This window comes from Cutibacterium sp. KB22876 (genome assembly GCF_059728865.1).
Window position 1 is genome coordinate 441,516 of record NZ_AP040858.1, and the last position, 15,964, is coordinate 457,479.

At 63.8% G+C, this 15,964-nt stretch carries 15 protein-coding genes; 7 read left to right on the forward strand and 8 right to left on the reverse strand.

Features of this window, described 5'->3' with window-relative positions; genetic code table 11:
- Nucleotides 1-283: 283 nt before the first annotated feature.
- Nucleotides 284-1,249 (reverse strand): 2-hydroxyacid dehydrogenase, encoded by a 966-nt coding sequence (locus tag AC6I1W_RS02070; protein ID WP_117189538.1) that lies wholly within the window; start codon nt 1,247-1,249, stop codon nt 284-286.
- A gap of 75 nt (nt 1,250-1,324) precedes the next feature.
- On the opposite strand from AC6I1W_RS02070, the gene AC6I1W_RS02075 reads away from it, so the two are divergent.
- Both AC6I1W_RS02075 and AC6I1W_RS02080 read left to right on the forward strand, forming a co-directional pair.
- Nucleotides 1,325-1,843, forward strand: a complete 519-nt coding sequence (locus AC6I1W_RS02075; RefSeq protein ID WP_117189539.1) for a MarR family winged helix-turn-helix transcriptional regulator — start codon at nt 1,325-1,327, stop codon at nt 1,841-1,843.
- Entirely contained in the window at nt 1,840-3,378 is a 1,539-nt protein-coding gene (locus tag AC6I1W_RS02080; RefSeq protein ID WP_117189520.1) for a chloride channel protein, read from the forward strand. Before AC6I1W_RS02075 ends, AC6I1W_RS02080 begins: the two co-directional genes overlap by 4 nt.
- A 29-nt stretch (nt 3,379-3,407) precedes the next feature.
- Here AC6I1W_RS02080 and AC6I1W_RS02085 read toward each other — a convergent pair whose 3' ends face one another.
- Complete coding sequence (locus AC6I1W_RS02085) at nt 3,408-4,814, reverse strand: amino acid permease (RefSeq protein ID WP_117189521.1); 1,407 nt, start codon at nt 4,812-4,814, stop codon at nt 3,408-3,410.
- Nucleotides 4,815-4,930: 116 nt separating this feature from the next.
- Nucleotides 4,931-5,422, reverse strand: a complete 492-nt coding sequence (locus AC6I1W_RS02090) for a MarR family winged helix-turn-helix transcriptional regulator (RefSeq protein ID WP_065673103.1) — start codon at nt 5,420-5,422, stop codon at nt 4,931-4,933.
- Between the two features lie 347 nt (nt 5,423-5,769).
- On the opposite strand from AC6I1W_RS02090, the gene AC6I1W_RS02095 reads away from it, so the two are divergent.
- Nucleotides 5,770-6,942, forward strand: coding sequence for a metallophosphoesterase family protein (locus AC6I1W_RS02095; protein WP_117189522.1), 1,173 nt, complete (start codon nt 5,770-5,772; stop codon nt 6,940-6,942).
- Nucleotides 6,939-9,548, forward strand: a complete 2,610-nt coding sequence (locus AC6I1W_RS02100; RefSeq protein WP_117189523.1) for an ATP-binding protein — start codon at nt 6,939-6,941, stop codon at nt 9,546-9,548. The genes AC6I1W_RS02095 and AC6I1W_RS02100 overlap by 4 nt, the downstream gene beginning before the upstream one ends.
- Before the next feature lie 79 nt (nt 9,549-9,627).
- On the opposite strand, the gene AC6I1W_RS02105 is transcribed toward AC6I1W_RS02100, so the two are convergent.
- Both AC6I1W_RS02105 and AC6I1W_RS02110 read right to left on the reverse strand, forming a co-directional pair.
- Nucleotides 9,628-10,974, reverse strand: a complete 1,347-nt coding sequence (locus AC6I1W_RS02105; RefSeq protein ID WP_117189524.1) for an MATE family efflux transporter — start codon at nt 10,972-10,974, stop codon at nt 9,628-9,630.
- Entirely contained in the window at nt 10,974-11,621 is a 648-nt protein-coding gene (locus tag AC6I1W_RS02110; protein ID WP_493536888.1) for a TetR/AcrR family transcriptional regulator, read from the reverse strand. The genes AC6I1W_RS02105 and AC6I1W_RS02110 overlap by 1 nt, the downstream gene beginning before the upstream one ends.
- Nucleotides 11,622-11,759: 138 nt before the next feature.
- Here AC6I1W_RS02110 and AC6I1W_RS02115 point away from each other — a divergent pair, with 138 nt between their 5' ends.
- Nucleotides 11,760-12,632 carry an aminodeoxychorismate lyase gene (locus AC6I1W_RS02115; protein WP_117189525.1) on the forward strand — a complete coding sequence of 291 codons (873 nt, stop codon included), beginning with the start codon at nt 11,760-11,762 and terminating at the stop codon, nt 12,630-12,632.
- Nucleotides 12,632-13,120, forward strand: coding sequence for a Cys-tRNA(Pro) deacylase (gene ybaK, locus AC6I1W_RS02120; RefSeq protein WP_065673098.1), 489 nt, complete (start codon nt 12,632-12,634; stop codon nt 13,118-13,120). Before AC6I1W_RS02115 ends, ybaK begins: the two co-directional genes overlap by 1 nt.
- Before the next feature lie 12 nt (nt 13,121-13,132).
- Here ybaK and AC6I1W_RS02125 read toward each other — a convergent pair whose 3' ends face one another.
- The 3 genes from AC6I1W_RS02125 to AC6I1W_RS02135 are packed head-to-tail and all read right to left on the reverse strand — an operon-like array spanning nt 13,133 to nt 15,034.
- Nucleotides 13,133-13,528 (reverse strand): hypothetical protein, encoded by a 396-nt coding sequence (locus AC6I1W_RS02125; protein WP_117189526.1) that lies wholly within the window; start codon nt 13,526-13,528, stop codon nt 13,133-13,135.
- Nucleotides 13,529-13,563: 35 nt separating this feature from the next.
- Complete coding sequence (locus AC6I1W_RS02130; protein ID WP_117189527.1) at nt 13,564-14,115, reverse strand: hypothetical protein; 552 nt, start codon at nt 14,113-14,115, stop codon at nt 13,564-13,566.
- 13 nt (nt 14,116-14,128) lie between these two features.
- Nucleotides 14,129-15,034 carry a L,D-transpeptidase gene (locus AC6I1W_RS02135; RefSeq protein ID WP_311734341.1) on the reverse strand — a complete coding sequence of 302 codons (906 nt, stop codon included), beginning with the start codon at nt 15,032-15,034 and terminating at the stop codon, nt 14,129-14,131.
- A gap of 14 nt (nt 15,035-15,048) precedes the next feature.
- Here AC6I1W_RS02135 and AC6I1W_RS02140 point away from each other — a divergent pair, with 14 nt between their 5' ends.
- On the forward strand, nt 15,049-15,954 hold the full coding sequence (locus AC6I1W_RS02140; protein ID WP_117189528.1) for a carbohydrate kinase family protein: 906 nt from the start codon (nt 15,049-15,051) through the stop codon (nt 15,952-15,954).
- The last annotated feature ends 10 nt before the right edge of the window (nt 15,955-15,964 follow it).

Here is a 15,964-nt window from a genome sequence, read left to right on the forward strand (position 1 = left end):
AGACCCTTGGGAACAGACGTGCAAACGGCTTCATGGCGCGGTTTTCACCCGATTACACCTCGCCTCTGGCGTCGCAATTTAGGCAAAAAATAACTTGTTTAAATAATAGAAAGACAAGAAGGACAATTGTGTGAATAACCACTCATCCTCACCTTGGGACAATTCCTACCGCGTCATCACGTGGTCCCCTCGCTGTCGCCGAACAGAGTTGAGCCCGATTCCCGACAGCAGGGGCCTACTGTCGGGAATCGGGCTTGCTGCAACAACGCTGTAAGCGAACGGGTCACTCCACCGGAGTCTCGGCCGGCTCCCCCGACAGCACCTTCGCGATGTTGCGCGCAGCCAGCCGACTCATGGCCTCGCGGGTCGGCAGGGCAGCTGATCCGATGTGCGGCAGCAATACGACGTTCTCCATCGTCATCAGATCCCCAGTGATTGTCGGCTCGTCCTCGAACACGTCCAGGCCGGCACCGGCGATCGACCCAGCCTTGAGAGCCTGGACGAGAGCAGCTTCGTCGACACAGGCACCACGTGCGGTGTTGACGAGGTAGGCAGTCTCCTTCATGGTGGCCAGGGCGTCAGCGTCGATGACATGGCGGGTCTGGTCGGTGAGCGGGCAGTGCAGGGAGACGGCGTCAGAGGTGGCGAGGAGCTCGTTGAGCTCGACACGACGAGTCGGCTGGGTGCTCGGATTGACGGCGTCGATCGCTGCGACGTCCTTCTCGTGACGAGCGTTGTAGATGACGTTCATGCCAAATGCAGCAGCGCGTCGGGCCATAGCCTCGCCGATCTGCCCCAGGCCGATGATGCCGAGGGTGGCTCCCTGCAGACCAGCACCCAACATGAAGGTGTGGTCGTAACGCCAGGCCTTGCCGGCGCGCACCCAACGCTCCGCCTCGCCGGTGCGGCGGGTGACCTCAAGCAGCAGGGTGAACGCAAGATCAGCAGTGGCCTCATGGAGGACACCTGGGGTCGAAGTCACGACCACTCCGGCTTGCCTGGCGGCGTCAAGGTCAATGTTGTTGAACCCTGCGGCGCACTGTCCGATGACCCTGAGTTTCTCACCCTTCCCGATCATCTCGGCGTCGAGGGGGTCGGACAGGCTGGTCAGGAGTGCGTCGGCGGTGACGATCTGGTCGGCGAGTTCCTGGCGATCCATGAAATGGTCGCCGCCCACGATCTCATGACCGGGGAGTTCCTCGTTGACAACGGACATGAGCTGCGGTGCGGTGACGATGATGCGAGCCATGGCATCACTGTAGGTGAACACGACCCATCGAAACAGGGCATCGCACAAATTGATGCAGTGTGCAACAATTCCACTGTGCAGATTTCGCAGGGTGCAACGAAATCGGAGGGGCTGAACCCCGACCATGCCGATGTCGAGAAGGCACTTCAGGCGTCATGGGCCCTCGTCGACGTCGCGGCCCGATCCCTCGCCGAGCTTGCCGAGGATGTCAGTGCCCCCCAGTACCGACTTCTCGTTCTCATCGACGCAGGGGTGACACGCGGGGTCGACCTGGCTCGCGACCTGGAGGTCCACTCCTCGACCATCGCGCGGATGGTCGAACGCCTCGTCGCCAAGAACCTCATCGACCGCTCCCCCGACCCTGATGACCGTCGCGCCAACGTGCTCTCCCTCACCCCGCGTGGCTCGAAACTGGTACAAGCCGTCAACGAACATCGTCGACGTCAGCTCATTGACCTGCTCAGCCAGCTGGAACCGGGAGAGATCGAGATCGTCGTCACCGGGTTCACCCTGTTCACCCGCGCCGCCGAGGCCAGTGGCCACGGCACTCCCACTTCCAACCGCTCCTGTGCAGAGGACTCCAGCCAGCAATGACCGAGACCGTCGTCCATCCCGAGACACGGGCCGCGTGGGCCAAGCGTCTGAGACGTCTGCGCCGTGCCCTCGTCCCGCACCGACCCAAGGCCTTCCGAGACTCCCTCAACCGATGGCTGCTCATGGGCACGGTCATCGGCATCGTCTCGGGCATCGGCGCCATCATCTTCTTCTTCTGTCTGGAAACCGGGACCCACTACTTGCTGGAGACCTTGGGCGGATATACCCCGCCGGGCACCCTCGGTGAGGGAGACGGTAATCCGGGAACCGGCCTCACCCGACCCTGGGCCATCCCACTGGTCGTCACCGGTGGCGCGCTGGTCTCGAGCATCCTGGTGTACTTCGTCGCTCCCACTGCCAAGGGCCACGGCACTGACAACGCCATTCACGCTGTCCATCACGACCCGACGGCGCTCAAGGGCAAGGTCGCGGCCGTCAAGATCATCGCCTCGTCGCTCATGATCGGTTCCGGAGGCTCTGGTGGACGTGAGGGCCCCACCGCCCAGATCAGCGCGACCGTCATCTCCTCGCTGTGCAAGAAGCTCAAGATCGCCACACCGGACGCCCGCATCGCCGTCTCGGCAGCAACTGCCTCGGGTATCGGAGCGATCTTCCGTGCCCCGTTGGGTGGTGCTCTGCTGGGTGCTGAGCTGCTCTATCGCGACGACCTGGAGTCCGACGCGATCATGCCGTCCCTGGTGTCCTCGATCGTCGCCTTCGTCGTCTTCGGATCGGTCTACGGATTCGAGCCGATCTTCGGATCGCTGAGTGGAGTGCAGTTCTCCCAGCCCCTACAGCTCATCTGGTACGTCCTGCTCGGTCTGGCTGCCGGTCTCATGGGCAAGTTCTACGTCGACGTCTTCTACGGCGGCACCAGGTTCTTCGACCGACTCGAGAAGGTTCCCGGCTGGCTCGTCCCGGCCATCGGTGGCCTCGGCGTCGGCCTGCTCGGCCTGGTCATTCCGGCTGCCCTGGGAACCGGTTACGGATCGGTGCAACAGGAGATGTTCGCCGACAACCTCATGCGCATGCCCCTGCTCATGGTGCTGGCCATCCCGTTCGCCAAGGTCCTCTCGACGACCCTGTCGATCGGCTCAGGCGGTTCGGGTGGCGTCTTCGGCCCCGGCATGGTCATCGGCGGCGCCACCGGAGCTGCGCTGTGGCGTCTTCTCGAGGGGCTTCCAGGGATTCCCTCCTCCCCGATGAGCTTCGTCATCGTCGGCATGATTGCCTGCTTCGGATCGGTGGCCCACGCACCGCTCGGCATGCTTCTCATGGTTGGCGAGATGACCGGAAACCTGTCGATGCTGGCTCCCGGCATGATCGCCGTCGCCGTGGCTGGACGGGTCGTCGGAGACATCTCGATCTACACCTCCCAGCTCAAGGACCGTCTGGAGGGCCGTCGTGTCCACGCCATGGGTCGTGTCACGAAGCCGGCCGAGGTCAAGTCCGAGGACGAGGCGGCCAGCCCGAAGCCGTCCATCAAGAAGCCGGCGACCAAGAAAACCGACGGAAAGACGAACACCCTGCCGTAGAAGCCGGTTCTCGGCACGCCAGTCCGATCTCAATCAGTCGTGGGGCGGAACGGGCTGCGTCCATCGTGGAGCGACCAAGCGATCCCGACGAGGTACAGCACGACGACAAGAGCTCCCGTTGACAACAATTGGGCGCGCACGTCGGGAGCGAACATCCCCAGCACCATGATGCTCACCAACAGAATCATCGCGGCCCAGGACACCACCGGGAATCCCTTGATTCGCATCGGTAGCGGAGTGCCCTCGCGCTCGACCTGACGACGCAGCACGTACTGGGAACAAATGGTGAAGAAGTAGGTGACGATGATCGTCGAGCCGACGATGTTGAGCAGGGTGCCGAGCACAGTGTCACCCCACCAAAAGGTCGCCAGCACGCAGCAGAATCCGAAGAGCACACTGGCGAGTACGGCCATTGCAGGCACCGAGCGTCCCCTCGTTCGCATCGCGGCGCGGGGGGCCATGCCTCGCTCTGCCAGGGAGCCGAGCATTCGGGCTGCGCCGTAGAGGTTGGCATTGAGGGAGCTGAGCAGGGCGAGCACGATGACCAGAGTCATGACCTCGGACGCAGCGGGGATACCGGCGCGATCAAGCACGGCGACGAAGGGGGAGGTGCCGAGTTTGGGGTCGTCCCAGGGAACCGCGATGACCATGATGGCCACCGACCCCATGTAGAACAGCAGGATCCTCCACACGATGGTGCGCACCGCTCGGGACACGTTTCGGGCTGGGTCCTCTGTCTCGGCGGCTGCCACGGCCATGATCTCGATACCGCCGAAGCTGAAGGTCACCATGAGGAGGGCGGCCGCGATGCCGGACCACCCATTGGGCATGAACCCACCGTGTCCGACGAGGTTGGACGCTCCGGCCGCGGGGGCTGCCAGTACGCCACAGATGAGCAGCACACCGATGACGAGGAAGACGAGAACTGCTGCCACCTTGAGCAGTGCGAACCAGAACTCGAACTCCCCGAATCGGTCGACCCCGAGCAAGTTGACGGCCGTCAGGACGACCAGGAAGATAAGTGTGAGTAGCCACACCGGTGCTATCGGCCACATGGCGACAAGGGTTGAGGCGGCTGCGATCGCCTCGGCCGCGACGACGATGACCAACTCGATCCACCAGACCCAGCCCATTGCGAATCCGGCGGCCGGGCCCATGGCTCGCGAGGTGTAGACCGAGAAGGCACCGGAATCGGGATGGGCCGCAACCATCTCGCCGAGCATGTACATGATGGCAATCACGAGTAGACCGGCGACGACGTACGCCACCAAGGTGGCCGGACCGGCCGCCGCAACCCCCTTGCCAGAACCGACGAAGAGCCCGGTCCCGATAGCCGATCCCAAGCTCATCATCACAAGATGGCGGCCCTTCATCCGGGGCTTGCATCCTGCGGGGTCCGTGGACGTCTGAGTGACGCCCGTCGTCTGTGTGGCCATGGTCGCTCCTCACCTGCGTGTGGGTGGGGCTGATGTTAGGACCGAGTCCACGGTATGGAGATTGGCGTTTCCGTAGGTGGGACGGGACGCAGCTGACCCGACTCAGCTGCTGGGGGTCAGTCGGCGTCGCCCAGCTGGCTCTTCTCCTCCTCGGTGAGGCCGTCGCAGATGCGACTGAGAATGGTCTCCAGGTCGTTGAGATGACCATGATCCAAACCACCGAAAACAACCCGACGCACCAGGGCAGCGTGTCCGGGAGCGGCCTGCTGCAACGCCTTCATGCCCTGGTCAGTGAGGTGGATGATGGCTCCCCGGCCGTCGGAGCAGCAGATGCGACGCTCGACGAGGCCACGCTTCTCCATACGAGTGAGGTGATGGGACAGCCTCGACCGTTCCCATCCCATGTGCTCAGACAGTGCGACGACTCTCATCTCGTCGTCGTCGGTCTCCGACAGTCGGACGAGGACCTCAAAGTCCTGCACGGACAGCTGTGAGTCGCGCGACAGTTGACGATTGAGCACAGCTGGCAGGGCGGTCGTCACCTCCAACCACAGGCGCCAAACCCGCTGTTGGTGGTCGTCCAGCCAAACGGTGCGATCCTCTGTCACTGTGCCTCCTTCGTTCCTGAGTATAGGAGCCCGGTAGGCGCCCTTGGGCCCATCAGAACTTCCTCTTGTTGACGTATCACCTTTCTCGAGCCATGATAGTTGACATATAAACCGGAGCATACGGAGAACAAGGAGAATCACACGACTGACATCATCGCTGCCAACGGCACCTCCACGACTGCCAACGCCGAAGGCGACGCTCACGTGTGCCGTCAAGGACGATGCCCTGAAGCTCGGGATCAGCACCACCGAGCAGAGCTGATTGCCAAAACTCCACCAAACCCCCACCTGACAAGCCAGAACATCCGTCGCACAGAAATGTCCGGGTCCTCTCCTATCGTGTTGCCATGACGAGATTCCTCCATACCTCGGACTGGCAGCTGGGGATGACTCGGCACTACCTGTCCAAGCGGGGCGATGATGACCCGCAGGCACGATTCACTGCCGATCGCATCGAGACGGTGCGCAGGCTGGGCGAGGTCGCCCGGCAGGAAGATTGCGATTTCGTCGTCGTAGCCGGCGACGTCTTCGAGACCCAGAACGTCTCTGCTCAAATCATCGCCCGCAGCTGTGAGGCGATGGCCTCCATTGGCTTGCCTGTGTACCTACTACCGGGAAACCACGACAGCCTTGAGCCCGGATGTCTGTGGGATGGAACGGAATTCACCCGTCGCTGCCCTGACAATGTCTGCGTCCTGCGTGACCGGTCAGAAGTCGACGTCACTGACGCTAATGGCTCCGTCATCGCGAAGATCGTCGCCGCTCCCCTGACGACTCGGCATCCATCGACGGATCCGCTGGCAGAACTCGCCACCAGTCTGGAGCCCACCCAGACCCCTCGCATCCTGGTTGGCCACGGCCAGCTCGAGGGATTGTCCGGTGACACCCGGGAGGCCCTCATCTCGCGGGCTCCCCTGGACGATGCCACTGCCCGTGGCGCATTGGCCTACGTCGCTCTGGGAGACCGCCACATCGCATGGCCGGTCGGCGATGACCACGCTGCAATTCGCTACAGCGGCACCCAGGAGACGACGAGCTTCAACGAGGACACCGTCGGCACCGCAGTTGTCGTCGACCTCGACGCCCCGCTCACCTGCAAGACGATCAAGGTTGGCACCTGGTTGCACGCGCGAGTCAGTCAGGAGGTCGCAGGCGAGGCAGATCTGGAAGCCCTGAGGGACCGGTTCAATTCCTTCGACCACCGGGACCGCACCATCATCCGCTATGACCTGCATGGCCAGCTCACCATCTCCCAGAAGGCCGAGCTCGACGAGATCATCGCCGACCACGAGACGGTCTTCGCCAGTTTGGAGCCCAGTGAGAACCGCCACGATCTCACGGTCGTCGGAGACGATGCCAGCCTGGCCGATGCCGACCTACCGAGCTGGGTGAGGGATGCTGCTGCGGAATTGTCGACCATGTGTGCCACCAATGAGGACGCCGTCTCGGCGCTGACCCTCCTGCGCCGGCTCGTGAACGCGGAGAACCCGTCGACACGCGCTGCGGAGGTGACACGATGAAGCTGCATCGCATCCACGTCGAGAACTTCAAGGCCATCGAGAACCGCACCCTTGAACTGCCCGATACCGGGATCGTCGTCGCGAATGGCCCCAACGAGGTCGGAAAGACCTCGATGGTCGAAGCGCTGGACCTCGTCCTCGGCACCAAGTACAAGGCTTCCTCCCGGGCACAGGAGGTTCGACGGGCCCAGCGCTACGGCACCTCACTTCCGGTGGTCGTCGAGGCCGAGATGACGATCGGTGAGCATCGTTTTGCCCACCGCAAGAGCTTCCTCAAGGACAAGGAATCCTGGTTGAGGTTCATCTCAGGTCCACGGGCCGGACAGATCGTCACTGGGGACGAGGCCGTCGAAACGATGGAAACTCTGCTGGTCGGAGCGGACATGACGCTGTGGAATGCCCTGCGGCTCATGCAAGCCAGCAGTCTGTCGCCACTGCGACTGGATTCCTCCAAGGCTCTGACAGCAGCGCTCGAGCAGGCAGGCGGTCAGAAACCCGACGAGGGTTCGATCGGCGGTCTCATGGACCGAGTGCGTGCCGAGTACGAGGTGTACTACCAACCCACCACCGGCAAGGAACGGAGGGGAGCTTTCCAGGAACGGGAGCAGCTGGAGGCCGTCAGCCATGCACTCGACGAGGCTTCGACACGTCTCAAGGAGGTTGACGAGGTCGTCGAGGCTCTCACTCGGATCAATGAGCAGATCAGCCACGACCACGACGTCGTGGCATCGAAGACGGCCGAGTGTCAGCAGACCAAAGCTGCCCTCGACAGTCTCACCGAGCTGGAGAAGGAGGTTGAGACCACCAGTCGCGCTGCCAAGGAGGCGGCGCAGCATCACGCCGAGGCCAAATCCGCTCACGGGGTGCGAGTCAAACTCGTTGAGAGCCTCACCGAGGCTCGCGAGAGGCATGAACAGTGCAAGCAGGTGGCCGTCGAGAATGCCGAGAAGGACCGAGCGCTAGCCGCTGAACTCGCGGAGACCCAGAGCGCCCTCGACGACGCCGCGTCGAAGGTCACCGAGGCCGAGACTGCGGAGGAGGGGGCACGACGTACCCTCGCCGCTGTACGAGCCGGTGAGGAGGCCGCAAAGGCGCGCAAGCAACTGGACCGCGTCATCGAGCTCAGGGAGCGCCTCTCTGACGGACAGCAACGTCTCGAATCCGAGAAGGTGACGAGCCAGCTGCTGACCAAGCTCAAGGAAGCCGCCAAAACCGACGCCATCGCCAAGGAAGCAGCGGCGCTGGCCAGCACCCAGCTCATCATCGAGCATCGGGACGAGGGAGATCCCCTACGGATCGACGGCGCCACACTTGATCTGCCTGTCGGCCAGACGAGCCAGCACAGCATCGACGGTGAGCTCGTCATGGAGATGGGCGATGCGTGGCGACTGAGAATCTCCCCCACCTCCGAGGTCATGAACCTGGCACGCGACGCGGAGACGGCGCACCAAGCGGTCGTGTCCCTCTTCGCGGAGCTCGGCGTGGCCAGCCTGGAACAGGCCGAGGCCCGCATGGCCGAGCGCAAGGTCCTCCAGTCGAACCTCGCTTCCTGGAAAGAGCAGCTGGAGCGCGAGCAGGGCGAGAGCACCATCCAGGAGCTCGAGGCGCTCGCCGATCAAGCCAGCGAGGAAGTTACCCTCACGGCCACAGAGGCCCAGAAGCTGGAGGACGACGCCGTCGCCAAGGCCAACGAAGCGCGCAACTCTGAACGCCAGGCCCAGGCTCGCCTCAAAGCGGTGGACAAACGTCGCGGCGAGACCCATGAGAAGTCATTCCGCGCCAATATCGACCTCGACAGCGCGGCCGAGACCGTCACCCGACTCGCCGAGGAGCTTGCCACCGCACGGGAGGCCATCCCGGACGGCGACCTGGCCGAGGCTCTCACGATCGCCGAGGAGGAAGATCGCGTCGCAAAGGTCGACGCCGAACGCGCCGCAGCTGCCCTTGCCGAACGCAACCCCGACCAGGTCCATGCCGAGGCAGAGGGAAGCCAGCTGGCCCTCAGCAAGGCAACCTCTCGTCTCAAGGAGGACACCGACCGTCAGTTGGAGCTCAAGGGCCAGCTGCTTGGCCTGGGCCGCCAGGAACGCCAGGCCGACGTCGACGCCTTGGCCAGCAAGAAACACCAGCTCTCCCGACGTGTCGCCGGGCTGGAAAGCCGAGCACGATCAACGAGGCTGCTGTACGAAACCCTCAGCCGTCACCTCGACCAGGTGCGTCAGTCCTATGTGGCCCCGTTCACCAGCGAGATCGACCGGATCGGCAGGGCCGTGTTCGGTCAAGACCTCCACGTCGAGATCGACTCCACTCTGACGGTGGTGGCTCGCCAACTGAGGGGCGCACGCCTGGAGTGGGATCAGCTGTCATCGGGAGCCCGGGAACAGCTGGGACTGGTGGTCCGATTGGCTGCGGCCCGCCTCATTGACCCCGATGACGGAGTTCCCGTGATCCTTGACGATGCCTTGGTCTACTCGGACCCAGTGAGGGTCAGGCACATCCTCACCGAGGTTGTCCAAGGGGCTCGAACGAGTCAGATCGTGGTGCTCACCAGTGCTCCTGAGAGGTACGACTCGGTTCCTGGGGCGCAACAGGTTCGCTTCGACTGAGCCGTTCCGTCGCGGGAGGAGGCTGGTCCGACGCCCATCGACCTCGAGCCAACGAGCCAACGAGCCAGTCGAGGCTCGCTCAGGCTCCGGTCCGCATCCAGGCATCCCCGTGAGCCCGCCAGGCCAGAATCCCGCAGCGCACGGCCATGAACCCGCCAAAGGCGATCCACAACCAGACGACCGCAGCAGCTGGGTCAGCTGGCGCCCAAAGATGAACCGCCCATGCCATCGGCAGATACACCAGGAACATCACCACCTGGGCCCTCGACAACCAGCGGCCGTCACCTGCTCCGATGAGCACTCCGTCGAGAACGAAAGCCGGCCCGGCGATGACCTGCTCAACGGCTACGACGAGAAGACCAGCCGCCACCGCCCGGTGAACTGCCGGATCATTCGTGTAGATGGCGGGGACCAACTGGTGGGATGCCGCCAGAAGCGCCCCAATGACAACTCCGGCCCACGCCCCCCACCGAATCATGGTGCCGGTCAACAACCGTGTGCGGCGAATGTCGCCAGCTCCCAAACTCGCTCCCGTCAGGGCCTGACCAGCGATACCGAGGGCGTCCATCGTCATGAGGAGCAGGTTCCAGATCGTCATCGTCACCTGGTAGGCAGCCATGGTGATGGCTCCCGCTCGTGCCGCCACCCACGTCGTCACGTAGAGGGCAGCCCGCAGCGCGAGGGTACGAATCAGCAGCGGGATGCCGTCGCGCAGGCTCGAGGCGATACCGCCCCAATGAGGCACGAGGCTCAGGTCGAGACCGTGAGTACGTCTCCACAACACCCACACCAGGGCCACCGCCATGGCAATCTGGCAGATCAGGGTGCCAATTGCCGATCCCTCGATCCCCCACCCCATTCCGAGCACGAACCACAGGTTGAGCACCAGGTTGAGGCTGAAGGTGATGACGGTGACGATCAGGGGCGTCCGAGTGTCCTGGAATCCTCGCAGTACCCCGGTGACGGCCATCGTTGCGAGCATGGCGGGCACACCAAAACCAGTAATGCGCAGATACCGTCCGGCCTGCTCAGCGACTACGCCGCTGGCACCGAACCACCTGGCAACCGTCGTCGGAATGACCACCAGCATGATCGCGACGAGGATTCCGATGATGAGGGACAACCACAGTCCGTCAACACCGGTCTGAGCCGCACCATGGCGATCCCCCGCTCCCATCCGGCGCGAGGAGGTGGCCGTCGTCGCATAGGCGAGGAAAACGAAGAGACCCGTGAACGTCGTCAGGGCTGCTGAGGCAACACCGAGGCCAGCCAACTGGGCAGTGCCCAAGTGCCCGACGACCGCAGAATCCGCGACGAGAAATAGCGGCTCAGCCACCAAGGACAGGAAAGCGGGTACCGCCAGATTCAGGATCTGGCGGTACCCGGTCTCAGCCTGGAAGTCCGTATTGCGACTCGCTCGAGCCATCAGGCTGGGGCAATCGCACCACGTAGAGAGGCACGAATGATGTTGAGGACGTTCTCGGCTCGCTCGGAGGCCTTCTCACCACGCAACGGACCGGAGGTCGACAGCGAGGCAAACCCGTGAAGCAACGACCACAGCAGGATGGCGAGGTCGCGCACATCGACTCGTTCCGAGAGCTTGATGTCGGGGTCGGCGAGAACATCCCTGATGACCGAGTCGGGCAAATTCGGTGCCTTCGACCGATCCGTTTCGATCATGTCGAGGCCGGCATCCGAAATGCGGTATGCGACGTCGAAAAATCCCGGCTCTGCCAGGGCGAAATCAAGGTACGCGCGGCACGCAGCCACCAGCTGGGCAACTGCTTCAGCCTCATCGTCTTCAGGCTGGGCTTCAGCCACAGCTTCACGCATCCTGCGGCCGATCTGGTCGGCAGCCGCCAAGCCCACCTCATCGAGAAGGGCCTCGCGGTTCGTGAAGTGACGGTACGCCGCGTTGGGTGACACGCCAGCTCGGCGAGTCGCTTCACGAAGCACGACCGCCTCGGCGCCACCACTGCGAGCCATCTCCAAGCCCTCTTCCACAAGGGCCTCGCGCAGATGACCGTGGTGGTAGGTCTGACGTGTCTGCGACGAGCGATACGACTCCGTCATTAATGATCTCCCAGTCCGTTAGTAATATGACGTCAGCCAAACTGGCTGAATATCGACGCCCAACCATACGTGACATTCCTGTGGTCGCGGAGGGCAGCCTCTGTGACCACCCAACTTCTACTCAACTAGGCTGAACGCATGAGTTCAAGTGTTCCATACCTACTAGCCATACTTGGCGAAGGGGTCGTGCCGCCCTCGACCATGGTGTGCCATGGAGACGATCTCGGGCTGCTGCGTGGGGACGGAGTTTTCGACGCAACCCGTATCGTCACCGCACAGGATGGGACGTCCCGAATCGATCATCTCGAGGAGCATCTGTCCCGCTTCGCCCGATCGATCGCAGGCGTGGATGGCCCCACCCCTGACATGGACTCATGGCGGCACCTCATCGAGGACGCCGCGCGTACCTGGCGCCTCCCCGGAGAGGCCACCCTCAAACTCGTCTATACCAACGGCCGCGAGGTCGTCCCCGGACCGCCACGTGGGTTCCTCATCATCGCTCCCCTCTCCGAAACCCACAAGGAGGAGAGGGAAGGAATCGACGTGCTGTGCCTGTCGCGAGGGGTCACGAGCGAGTCCTTCGCCGATGCACCGTGGCTCCTCGGCGGCGTCAAGACCTTGTCGTATGCCGTCAACGTCGCGGCGCTGCGTTACGCCAAGTCCCAGGGCGCCGACGACGTCATCTTCACCTCGACCGAGGGCTACCTGCTGGAAGGACCCACCTCAGGGTTGGTCGTCCAAGCTGCCGACGGACTGTGGACAACCCCCACCGGCGCCACTGGGATCCTCAGCTCCATCACCGTCAACACCGTCTTCGAAGCCGCTGACGACGACGGGGTCAAGACGGCCACCCGTCTCATGAAGCGCGATGAGGTCTTGCGAGCACAAGGGGCCTGGCTACTGTCATCGATTCGCGGCATCGTCCCCATCCTGAGTATTGACGGTCGCCCAGCCCCCCAGGACGACGAGATGACCCACCGGTTGCGTGTGTGGGCCGGATTCGAGGACTGATGCCTGCCTCTGACTCTGCCTCCCCCGCCACGAAAGCCCTTGCCAAGGCCAAGGTGGCTCACGTCCTCCACAGCTACGACCATGACCCGTCGAACCACCACTTCGGTGACGAGGGGGCCGCAAAACTCGGCTTCGACCCGGACATCATGCTCAAGACCCTCATCGTCGAGCTCGCTCCCTCGGGAAAACTCGCCGTCGCCGTCGTCCCGGTGAGTGGCCAGCTCAACCTCAAGGCCTTCGCATCCGCGATGGGTGCGAAAAAAGCCGCCATGGCCGACCCCGCGGCAGCTGAGCGCTCAACGGGGTACATCGTCGGGGGGATTTCGCCACTTGGACAGAAAAAGCGGCTGCCCACGTGCATCGATGAATCGGTGATGGAGCAGCCGCGAGTGCTGGTGTCAGGCGGGCGTCGCGGGCTGTCGGTGGAATTGTCACCATCAGACCTGATGGCTGTCACCGGGGCCTCGACGGCGAAAATTACCTGCTGACGCCAGCCTGCGTCACTTCCGGGAAGACTTGGCGATCGACTGGGGCAGAGCGAGCAGCCCGACGACGATGACGACGCCCAGGATCACGTGGATCCACTTGACCGCACCGCCGCTGCTCATCTCGCCGAGGCCGTACTGGACAAGGACCAACACCGCCATGCCCACGGCGTGACCGACGATCGACGACGGGCCACCGTGACGCTTCCACATGACAGCCAGGACGGCAGCCACGATGGCGGCCACCAGGGTCAGAACTCCAAATCCCATGTGCACGTCGCCGAGCCCGTGAACACCGGAGAGCATGAAGCAGGCCAACGCAGCCTGAATGATCACGGACGCGACCGCGACCCAGGCAGAGATCGTCAGGGCCTTGGGAGGGGTGGGAACGACAGGGGTGTTCTGTGTCATGCCTCACACTCTAGGCCACGGTTGTCGTTGCGGCCTCATCGCGAGCGGCGGCCCTCGATGACCCAGGGACCCCACCAGGCCCCCAGCCCGATGGCTAACAGGGGGGCAGGCCAGGTGACCTCGGCCACCGCCGAGAACACCGGTATCAAGGCGTACAAACCCGCTCCTCCGAGCAAAACGGTCACTCCCCCGACGATCCCGCCAGCGAGGCGCTGACTCCTCCGCCGCTCCAACCTCGCCCCCAGCAGAGCTGCCAGCAGGACGACCGGGATGATGAGGATGACCGCCACCCCCATCGCGTAGAGCAGACCGACGAGGAGGCTTCCGAACCAGCCGCGTGCCGGCATGGTTCCGCTGGTGCCATCCGCCCCGGGCGTCACAGCCCAGATCGCCAGGCTGAGGCCCCACACCAGACCGGTGATGGCCATGACCGCGACAAAAACACCAGCAGACCTACTGACCCGAGCCGACTCCGTCGTCGCCCCCAGGGTGTCGCGATTCCCCGAGTCGACGTCCTCGTGGTCGACGCTGTGGCCCAGCCGTGTTCTCAGGTCGAGGGTGTTCTCCTCGTCGCGTCGACGACTCACCGCACCTTCACCCTCACCGCACCTTTACCTTTGTGCCCTCATGGGCAAAGTTGTAGAGAGCCTCCGAGTCCTTCGGAGCCAACCTCGCGCAGCCGTGACTCGAGTACCCCGGCATGCCCAGGGTGTAGACGGGCTGAGCAAGTTTCTTAGTCTTCTCGTCCCACGGGATCTGGTGGAAGCCAATGTGGCCGATCGCTCCCGGGCGTTGATAGAAAGCCAGAAAATTGGGGATGTACCAGCGAATACCGTCCTCGGTCGAAGCTGCATGCCGAGCCTTGTACTCGATCTCGTAGTCCCCGACCGGGGTCTTCCACGGTTCGGCGGTGGTGAGCATCGAGCGCTTCACCACACCATCGTCAACGAGGTAGACGTGATTCTCCGCCTTGACCCACAGCACATAGGTTCCAGCGCCTGCCGAGGATTTCTCACCCACCGCCAGGGATGCGGGAGGTGGAGTCGGCCCGGGAATCGAGGGCCTCGATTCGTCAGTCTGGGGGCTGGCGGAGTTATCGGGCTCGTCGGCACCGACCTTGTCAGTCGGCCCGTCCGGGGCCTCCTCACTCGGGGACGCCTTGGCCGTCAACTCGGGAGAAGCGGTCGGGCACGTCACAGGGTAGCGATGACGAGCACGAAGATCACCCGCGCCCGGAACGGAATCGATACACGGCGTCACTGTCGGCATGGATGATCCGCAGCCAGCGACCAAGCACACCGTTGCCACCAGGGCAGCGAGGAAACCACCGCCGCGCCAGAGGCCAGAGCCGGCGCGCGGTTCCGGGGTCGGGGTGCTTCCGGAGGCGATCATCAAATCCAGTCTAGAGGCCGCAACCTGGCTATCCGAATACAACGCTGGTAGCAGAACGACGGTTGGCCCTCCACCAGGACGGCTGCGCGGGGTGCGAGAGACTGGAGACACCATCGGGAGGAGAGGTCATGTCCACCGCACTTGTCATCGGGGAGTCACTGATCGACGTCGTCAATGATGCCGGACGGGTGAGCGAACACCCCGGCGGATCCCCCATGAATGTGGCGGTTGGGCTGGCCCGCCTGGGACGCGATGTCGAGTTGGCCACCTGGATCGGTGCCGACGACCACGGCCGGAGCATCGAGGCCCATGTCGGTGCCGACAACGTCCGTCTCAGCGGGCCGTCACGGGGAGCCGAGCGCACCCCCACGGCCACCGCCACCCTGACGGGAGGCCAGGCTAGCTACGAGTTCGACCTCGAGTGGGCATTGCCGTCGGTCACGATTCCCGATGACTGCGTCGTCGTCCACACCGGGTCATTGGCGTGCGGGATCGAGCCGGGACGTCAGGTGGTGGTGCAGACGGTTGCCGCCGCCCGGGACTGCGCGACGATCACCTTTGACCCGAACTGCCGTCCCAGCCTGCTCGGTGATCCAGCTGCTGCGCGCCACGATGTCGAGCAGTTCGTCCGACTCGCCGACGTCGTCAAGGCCTCCGACGAGGACCTGGAATGGCTGGGCGAGGGGGCTGACCCGGTCGAAATGCTTACCGACTGGATGGGGTTGGGGCCCAAAATTGGCATCCTGACGATGGGAAAACACGGCGTGGTGGCCATGACGGCCGCTGGTGTCGAAATTCGCGTCCCCGGGGAGCGAACCGAGGTTGTCGACACCGTCGGTGCCGGGGATTCCTTCATGTCGGCGACCATTGACAGTTTGTGGACCACCGGGCTGCTGGGGGCCGAGCACCGCATGGATCTCGGCCGCATCCAGCCTGACGTTTTTCGACAGGTGATGCAGCGGGCAGCCCACATCGCCGCCATCACCGTCTCTCAGGCCGGCGCAAATCCCCCGCGCAGCAGCGAACTGGGGTGAACAGGGCTTC

What these genes read in the sequence shown, in the direction of transcription:
- AC6I1W_RS02105 (WP_117189524.1), bottom strand. Translation starts at nt 10,974, where the DNA reads ATGGCTCGAGCGAGTCGCAATACGGACTTCCAGGCTGAGACCGGGTAC.
- AC6I1W_RS02070 (WP_117189538.1), bottom strand. Translation starts at nt 1,249, where the DNA reads ATGGCTCGCATCATCGTCACCGCACCGCAGCTCATGTCCGTTGTCAAC.
- AC6I1W_RS02100 (WP_117189523.1), top strand. Translation starts at nt 6,939, where the DNA reads ATGAAGCTGCATCGCATCCACGTCGAGAACTTCAAGGCCATCGAGAAC.
- AC6I1W_RS02135 (WP_311734341.1), bottom strand. Translation starts at nt 15,034, where the DNA reads ATGGTGTCTCCAGTCTCTCGCACCCCGCGCAGCCGTCCTGGTGGAGGG.
- AC6I1W_RS02125 (WP_117189526.1), bottom strand. Translation starts at nt 13,528, where the DNA reads ATGACACAGAACACCCCTGTCGTTCCCACCCCTCCCAAGGCCCTGACG.
- AC6I1W_RS02110 (WP_493536888.1), bottom strand. Translation starts at nt 11,621, where the DNA reads ATGACGGAGTCGTATCGCTCGTCGCAGACACGTCAGACCTACCACCAC.
- AC6I1W_RS02080 (WP_117189520.1), top strand. Translation starts at nt 1,840, where the DNA reads ATGACCGAGACCGTCGTCCATCCCGAGACACGGGCCGCGTGGGCCAAG.
- ybaK (WP_065673098.1), top strand. Translation starts at nt 12,632, where the DNA reads ATGCCTGCCTCTGACTCTGCCTCCCCCGCCACGAAAGCCCTTGCCAAG.
- AC6I1W_RS02085 (WP_117189521.1), bottom strand. Translation starts at nt 4,814, where the DNA reads ATGGCCACACAGACGACGGGCGTCACTCAGACGTCCACGGACCCCGCA.
- AC6I1W_RS02140 (WP_117189528.1), top strand. Translation starts at nt 15,049, where the DNA reads ATGTCCACCGCACTTGTCATCGGGGAGTCACTGATCGACGTCGTCAAT.
- AC6I1W_RS02095 (WP_117189522.1), top strand. Translation starts at nt 5,770, where the DNA reads ATGACGAGATTCCTCCATACCTCGGACTGGCAGCTGGGGATGACTCGG.
- AC6I1W_RS02115 (WP_117189525.1), top strand. Translation starts at nt 11,760, where the DNA reads ATGAGTTCAAGTGTTCCATACCTACTAGCCATACTTGGCGAAGGGGTC.